Source organism: Rhizobium sp. TRM96647 (genome assembly GCF_025780115.1).
Lineage (GTDB): Bacteria > Pseudomonadota > Alphaproteobacteria > Rhizobiales > Rhizobiaceae > Mycoplana.
The window spans coordinates 427,238-434,482 of the sequence record NZ_JAOXHF010000004.1 but is presented as its reverse complement, the minus strand read 5'-3'; the positions used below and the strand labels follow the sequence as shown (position 1 = coordinate 434,482).

Here is a 7,245-nt window from a genome sequence, read left to right as displayed (position 1 = left end):
CAGGCCGGTCCTGCGGCAAATCTCCCGGATCGATAGATGCTCTCGAAAATGCCAGCGTCGGATTACGCTCAGTAACGTAAGCGGTGTTTTCCTCCCACATTGACTAAGCGCGAGAGATCGTTCCGATTACTATCGCTGCTTGATTGATGGCATGAATGCACCGACCGGGACGAGCCTTTACGCGTTGATGAAGGACCTGTTTCGACCCTATCCCGGTCGTAAAGCTGCAAGCAAGCGGGGTCTGCAAGCAACCGATTCATAAGCACAGTGGTGCCGTCGCGGCTAAGCAACAGCCAGCGCGTTTTCAGGGCTGCGCCTTCACCGGAAGTCGGAATGGTACGCCTAGACGGTTGAAGGCGTTCATAGCTGCGATCGTGATTGTAAGATCTACCAAATCTTTAGGCTCGAAAACTGCCGAGACAGCAGCATAGGCTCGGTCAGAAGCATGTGTCTCGCTGACAAGCGTCACCTCCTCGGACCAGGCCAGCGCCGCGCGGTACTGTTCGGAGAAAAGATACGGCACCTCTTCCCATACCGGGACCAGAGCGACCTTGTCGGCTGCCATGGTCTTCAGCAGATCGCGGGTGTGCAGGTCGATACAATGTGCGCAGCCGTTGATCTGCGATACGCGTAGGAACACGAGATGGATAAGTTCCTCAGGCAAATTCGTGTTGTGTGTGACGTAGTGATGGACGCCGAAAAGGGCCTTGGCTCCAGCGGGTGCTACCTCGTACCAGTTGAGGCGCGTTGTCTCATTCATGATGGTCTCCTGTGAGTTGCGCCAACAGCCGGCGCTGCTCGAGTGACGACGCGGCGATGGGAGGCGTGACATCTCGACCTGATTTTATTTTGGCATGTGCCATGTCACACTTGCACGAACTCGCTCGTCCACGAGTCAGGCGAGCGAGTGCGAGGAAAGTGGCATGTGGCACAACGGCAGGAACGCAACGAACCGGTCTCATGACATCCGCGAGGGGGTGATGGCCAATGAAGCGAGCGCTGATGTGCCGCTTAGCGACCAAAGAACCGTAGAATTCGAACTGGATCGCAAACGCTTGCTGCGTCTGAGCTACCGGATGCTAGGGTCGATCACGGAGGCGGAAGATGTCGTGCAGGATGCGTGGTTGCGTTGGGTACGCGTTGAAGACGAAGTTCGTACTCCGACCGCCTATCTCACTCGCATCGTCACCCGACTATGCCTTGATCGGATGAAGTCGGCGCGAGCGCGCCGCGAGATCTATGTCGGCCCATGGCTACCAGAGCCTTTGGTCGAGCCTCTTGATGCGCAAGAAGCCATTGTTGACGATGTCACTGTGACGCTGATGTTAGCGTTGGAGCGACTTTCGCCGCTAGAACGAGCGGCCTTCCTGCTCCACGAAGTGTTCGACGTGGCGCTGACCGAGGTGGCGGTCGTGCTTCATCGTGAGCCTGCCGCCGTTCGGCAACTTGCTTCTCGCGCACGCAAGAATGTTCAGAATGCACGACCACGATACAGCGTCGGGGCGGCAGAGGCTGATGGAATTGCGCGCGCTTTTTTTGCTGCTTCGCGTGACGGCGATGTCACCGCGCTTTCGGCGTTGCTCGCGCGCGATGTCGAGATACATAGCGACGGCGGCGGCAAGGTGCTGGCGTTCCGAGAAGTCATCCGCGGCTTGGAACGTGCACTGCGACTCTTCGTTTCCGCTCAGCGAAAGGCCGCGACTCCGCCCACCTTGCTGCGAACCGCAACTATTGACGGCCTGCCCGGGTATGTAAGCCTTGATCCATATGGTGTGCTGCAAACAACAGCTCTCGGCATTCGCGACGGTAAGATTTTCGCGATCTATATAGTCAAAAACCCGAATAAGCTGACGCATATTGACGTTTAAGATCGACGCTGCGGCCTTGTTCTCAGGCCACGGGCTTGGTTTCTGGCTGGTCGGCGAAGGCCCAAGGCAACAGGTCGTCGAGCTGACTATTCGGGTGGCCATTGACGATTTTGGTGATGACGTCGGCCAGATAGGCAAGTGGCTCAACGTCATTGAGCTTGGCCGTTTCGATGAGCGAGGCGATGGTCGCCCAGTGTTCGGCCCCGGCGTCAGAGCCTGCGAACAAGGCGTTCTTCCGATTGAGGGCAATCGGCCGGATGGAACGCTCGATGGTATTGGAGTCGATCTCGATACGGCCGTCATCGATGAAACGGATCAACCCATCCCAGCGTGAGATCGTGTAGCGGATTGCTTCGGCGAGCTTGGTCTTCTGGCTGATAAGCGAGAGTCGCTCGGTCAGCCAAGGCGCGAGACTGTCGATGATCGGACGGCTCTTGGCCTGCCGGACGGCGCGACGTTCTTCGTGGGTGATACCGCGGATGTCGTCCTCGATCTTGTAGAGTTCGGCGATGCGCCTGAGCACTTCGCTGGCAATAGGCGCGGGACCGGCCGCCGCCAATTCATAGAAGCGCCGACGCACATGACTCCAGCAGAATGCCAGGGAAACGCTGTTGCCAGCGGCGAGCGCTCGATAGCCCACGTACCCGTCGACCTGCAGGATGCCGACGAAGCCATCAAGATGCGCCATTGGGCGTTCGCTCTTGCGATCGGGCGCATAGACATAGACGACACCGGGCGGGTCGGCTCCCTGCCATGGCCTGTCATCACGAGCATAGGCCCAGAGCTGCCCGGTCTTAGTCTTCCCCCGACCCGGATCGAGCACTGGGGCGGTCGTCTCGTCGGCGAAGAGCTTGGACGAGGCCTTCAGATGCTCGAGCAGCCTTTGATGAACCGGGCGCAAGTGCCAGGCAGCGCGACCGACCCAGTCGGCAAGTGTCGAACGGTCAAGATCGATCCCCTGTCGCTTGTAGATTTGCGCCTGCCTGTAGAGTGGCAAGTGGTCGGCATATTTGGAGACCAGCACCTGGGCGACGGTCGCCTCGGTCGGAAGACCGCCCTCAATCAGCCGTGCGAGAGCCGGAGCTTGGACGACAACCTCCTCACAGGCGCGACAGGCATATTTGGGGCGGCGCGTCACCAGAACGCGGAACTGGGCCGGAACGATGTCGAGCTTCTCGCTGACATCCTCGCCAATCCGATGCAGGCCATTGCCGCAGCAGGGGCAGTCATGGCTTTCAATGTCGATGACCACATCGATGCGCGGCAGATGGGCGGGAAGTGATCCGCGGTTTATCCGCCGCTTCGCAGTCCGTTCTCGGCGCAGATCGCTCGATGCCTGCTCCCTATCTTCCAAGCCATCGGCCTCGACCTGTTCGGCTTCTTCGAGCCCGAGGAGAAGCTGATCCTCGGGAAGGGTCTCAGCGCGGCGGCCGAAGCGATGGCGCTGTAATTCCTTGATGATCTGGCGCAGCCTGGCGTTCTCGAGTTCGCGCGAAAGCACCATCGCCTTGAGCGCGTTCAGGTCGTCGGGAAGCTCGTCGGCCGTCATCGTCATGGAACGACAACAGCATATTCCGGCGACCAAAACGAGGGCGCGGGCGAGCCTGATTCAATTGGTCGCGGCGACTATCCCGCCTGCTCCGGAACACGCGTCTCGATCGGCGCATGGACGCGCTTCCAGTTCAGCCCCTCGAACAAGGCCGAGAACTGGGCGGCCGTCAGACGCATCGCACCATTCTGCATTTTGGGCCAGTGGAACTCGCCATCCTCGAGCCGTTTGGAGACCAGACACACACCGCTGCCATCCCAGAAGACGAGCTTGATCCGGTCCGTCCGTTTGGCCCGGAACACGTAAATTGCCCCGGAGAACGGATCAGCACCCATCTCAGCCTTGACCAGCGCCGCCAGGCCCTCCGCACCTTTGCGGAAGTCGACAGGCCGGGTGGCGACCATGACCTTAACCGCTCCCGACGGACCGATCACGATTGTGCCTTCACTGCCTGGATGACGGCAGCAATCGTGGCCGCATCCGCGCCGGATGCGATCCTGACGATCGCCCCGCCGATCTCCAATTCGATTGCGCCGCTCCCCGGCTTCTTTCTCGACGCACGCGCCGGTTCCGGCTCTTTGGCTACCCGCTTGGTAGGCACGTCCAGGACCGCTGGCGCAAACATCGGAACGTCCTCAACATCAGGCACAACTTCGAGCGGCTTGCGGGCGAGCCGACGCCAGCTGAACAATTGCTGCGGGGTCAATCCGTGACGCCGCGCGACAGCGCAGACCGTCACGCCTCGCTCATAGCTCTCCGCGACGATCTCAGCTTTGCGCTCGCCACTCCACTCACGCCGTCGGCCGTTGCCCGTGAAAACCTCGAACCGGCGCACCGGCTCTTCATCCCTGGATGTAAGCGTAAGCTGTGAAATCGACATATGTCCAAGCCCTCGTTCGGGTTCAACATCGTCAATCACGCACTGATCCGGAAGGTGCGGTCAAAACACCGCTTACTCAGTAACGCCATGTCGATCACTCCAGAGCCCCCGCTGAAACCTCGCGAGGGATGATTGAAACATGGGTCAAATCTCAGTGATAATTTCCCGCAATCCCGGGTCAGTTCTCAGTGCAAATCAACAGGGAACTCGCTTATTCGTTACCCACGCTCGGCTGCTAGAAGGCTACGACCCATCTGAACATAATCTTCGATTCCAGCGGAAATACAATCAAACCGATCTGAGTTGTTTCGATGACGCATGGACCATCCAAGATCGACAGATTGTCTTTCCAATTCTCGAGTATGTAAAAACCTAGAGCACATCCTGATTAATCCGGTTCATATCCGGCAGCTTTGAAATAGTTGGCACATTCGGCTGGGGAGAACTGGTCGAGAGCGGTGGCGACGGCATTCCATAAAGCTGCGATGGTCAACTCGGCTTTGGTGCGCAGAAGCGCCTTGAGTTTCGAGAAGGCGTTCTCGATCGGGTTGAAATCGGGACTGTAGGGCGGCAGGTGAAGCAGGCGTGCACCGGCCGCCTCGATGGCATCACGGACGCCGGCGTCCGTTGCTTCCAATGATCCCGGTATAATCTGCCAGGTCCGGTATCCGAGTGGCGGGTGCGGCCGCCACGTCTCGTCATCCTCCGCCCATTCCAAAATGGCGCTGCGGACGACCACAGAATCAACCCACCTGACGCCGCAACGACGTGAATAGCCCTCTCGTCGCTGCATCGCCTTTCGGACGGAAATCCTCCGACAAACGGGTAAGGTTCGCAACAGTTTCCTCGAATTTCGCGTCGAAGATACGAGCGATGTTCTGATTGGTTCTGGCGTGATACCCACCTGACATCTCCAGCATCTTGTTTCGGGAAGCCTCAGAAAACAGGCGCACAAGCTTGTAGTGGAATATCGGCAAAATCGGCTCAACCGTCCAAATCTCGTGCCCGGGAGGTGAGGTCCCGTCGAGATAATGGAATGTATGGAAGCCCTGATTCAGATGTCGATTTGACCGGTACCGAAAAAGCGGAAGCTTTCGAAGTGAATCAAATGTCTCAAACGCATGAAATCGGGTATCGACAGCCCAGGATACTGCCGAATGCGATCCGAACCCCCACCGAACAGAGGGATGTTTTTGATACGCTTCGCTTGGCTCGCCTTCCCGATAACAGAACGAGTCGAAGAAGCTATCGAATTCCCCCAGCACGTTCTCCATTGACGCGCTGTCCAGTTCGCTCGGAACGAGGTCCAAAAGCAGGGCAGGCGCAAAGTCCAAGCCCTGCCTGTCCAGATCGACGGTAACCTCACGCAAATCTGCGAACGGTTCCGGGAGCTGAATAAATTCATCGGCATCAACCGTGACGACCCAACCGTCTTCCGGCACAAAAGCCTTCATCAGCGCTTCCAGCCACAGTGTCTTTGACGTTCGAAACGTGCCGACCTTTGGCCTGAACGAGTAAACATCCTTCCCGAGAGCAAGATCAGAAACGGCGACCTGGGAACCATCATCGACGAAAAAGAACCTCGCTACGCCGATTTTTCTGTAATGCTCGACTAGCTTAGGCAGAAAATGACCTTCGTCGTGTACGCAAGCAAACAAGCAGATATCCGAACGATCAACGGCAGGCATGGGCCTGATATCCGAAGTCCGGAAAAATGTGCTCAGGCAAACCTCCTTAGGCAGAGATTCAGCCAAAAGATGCTTGTGTCTACTGATCCTATCAAGATATTTTTGCTTTCTTTTCGGCGAAATACCGTGCCTGAAAGCACTTGAATTGGCATTGAAATTGTTCATATCGCGTAGATATGGGGTCTCTTCGGTGTAGCTTGCTCCACGCGGGTTGAGAGGCGCCTTTCGATCGCAATTTCCTACGAATAGCTTCCTGTTCGCCAGCTTTTCCTCCTGAAAAAAGCTCTGCGCAAAGGCCGACTGCGTGAAAACGTTCCTGTCAGAATTGACGCCGATAAACGGCATCGCCGGAAACCGGCGTAGCGCGCCCAAAATCAAGTCCATTTCATCGAACTGACGAGGAAGCAACAACGGGTCGTATCCAACAGATCGATATACCGAAGTGAGCATACTCACACGTCCGCTCGTTCCGTCGCCCCATTCTCCAGTAAAATGATGAAATACAAAGCCATGCGGAAACTCCTGAAAGATCTTCAGAAGCTGTTCCGTCTCACCCGCGGTGACAAAGTTGTCGCCGTCAAGGCTCGAATAAACCAACCCTCTCAAATATCGCCGGAATGCATTCTTTGCTTTTCCAAAATGCCAGGTGTCGAGCGATTCCTTATCTGTCACGACGCGGAGGTAGCCGCGTTGCAGTTCGTCCGGAAATTTCTCCTCGATCCATTCGCGGACATCGCCCTGTTCGCCGAACTCAATGACAAGAAACTCGACATCGTCTGCAAACCTGGAGTTCTCGATGAGATTGAATTCGAGAGTGCCCCTCAAGTCCTCCAGCCGCCCCATGACGGGCACACAGTATGAAATTATGGGATTGCGCTCGTCTGCAGAACCCGCCTCCTTCCAAGCGGCAAGCGAAGAGTGGTGCAAAGCCTGCATCTGCTCCTGCAGGCGATCTGCAGTGGTGGCGCGACTGTCCTTGTCCTCGGCACAGAGATATTCAATGAGCGGGCTTGCGTCCGTGCCTGCCGGCCTCTGATACGTATCCAGGTAAAACTTGGTATCGAACCCAGGCCCAGGTGACCGTCCGAGGAGCCGCCCATAACGCAGAAAATGGTATGCGGGATCAAGTCCCAACATCTGCACGTCCTGATACTTCCGGAGATACCATTCAGAATCGAATTCTGCCGCCTCCCGGATCATCTTGAGTGCACTGTCAAAATCCATTGCCAATTCTCTTTGCTGTATCTCAGTTCCACCCAT

Annotated in this window: 6 protein-coding genes and 1 pseudogene; 1 reads left to right on the top strand and 6 read right to left on the bottom strand. The window is 57.1% G+C overall.

What is annotated here, in order from left to right; translation table 11 throughout:
• Window positions 1-304: 304 nt before the first annotated feature.
• Window positions 305-760, bottom strand: a complete 456-nt coding sequence (locus tag OCK02_RS10640) for a carboxymuconolactone decarboxylase family protein (protein WP_263813023.1) — start codon at window positions 758-760, stop codon at window positions 305-307.
• A 220-nt stretch (window positions 761-980) separates the two neighbouring features.
• Between OCK02_RS10640 and OCK02_RS10635 the strand changes: the two genes are divergently transcribed.
• Window positions 981-1,868 (top strand): sigma-70 family RNA polymerase sigma factor, encoded by an 888-nt coding sequence (locus OCK02_RS10635; RefSeq protein ID WP_263813039.1) that lies wholly within the window; start codon window positions 981-983, stop codon window positions 1,866-1,868.
• 22 nt (window positions 1,869-1,890) lie between these two features.
• Here the strand turns inward: OCK02_RS10635 and tnpC are convergent, their stop codons facing one another.
• From tnpC to OCK02_RS10610, 5 genes and pseudogenes are all read right to left on the bottom strand, one after another.
• Window positions 1,891-3,423, bottom strand: a complete 1,533-nt coding sequence (gene tnpC / locus OCK02_RS10630) for an IS66 family transposase (RefSeq protein WP_263813022.1) — start codon at window positions 3,421-3,423, stop codon at window positions 1,891-1,893.
• A gap of 71 nt (window positions 3,424-3,494) precedes the next feature.
• Complete coding sequence (tnpB, locus tag OCK02_RS10625) at window positions 3,495-3,851, bottom strand: IS66 family insertion sequence element accessory protein TnpB (protein ID WP_263813021.1); 357 nt, start codon at window positions 3,849-3,851, stop codon at window positions 3,495-3,497.
• A complete protein-coding gene (gene tnpA, locus OCK02_RS10620; protein ID WP_245409264.1) occupies window positions 3,848-4,336 on the bottom strand; it encodes an IS66-like element accessory protein TnpA in 489 nt (162 codons plus the stop codon). The genes tnpB and tnpA overlap by 4 nt, the downstream gene beginning before the upstream one ends.
• Before the next feature lie 349 nt (window positions 4,337-4,685).
• Window positions 4,686-4,919: pseudogene (locus tag OCK02_RS10615) on the bottom strand (transposase); the annotation flags it as partial.
• 121 nt (window positions 4,920-5,040) lie between these two features.
• Complete coding sequence (locus OCK02_RS10610; protein ID WP_263813020.1) at window positions 5,041-7,209, bottom strand: glycosyltransferase family 2 protein; 2,169 nt, start codon at window positions 7,207-7,209, stop codon at window positions 5,041-5,043.
• Window positions 7,210-7,245: the final 36 nt, after the last annotated feature.

What these genes read in the sequence shown, in the direction of transcription:
- OCK02_RS10640 (WP_263813023.1), bottom strand. Translation starts at nt 760, where the DNA reads ATGAATGAGACAACGCGCCTCAACTGGTACGAGGTAGCACCCGCTGGA.
- OCK02_RS10610 (WP_263813020.1), bottom strand. Translation starts at nt 7,209, where the DNA reads ATGGATTTTGACAGTGCACTCAAGATGATCCGGGAGGCGGCAGAATTC.
- tnpC (WP_263813022.1), bottom strand. Translation starts at nt 3,423, where the DNA reads ATGACGATGACGGCCGACGAGCTTCCCGACGACCTGAACGCGCTCAAG.
- OCK02_RS10635 (WP_263813039.1), top strand. Translation starts at nt 981, where the DNA reads ATGGCCAATGAAGCGAGCGCTGATGTGCCGCTTAGCGACCAAAGAACC.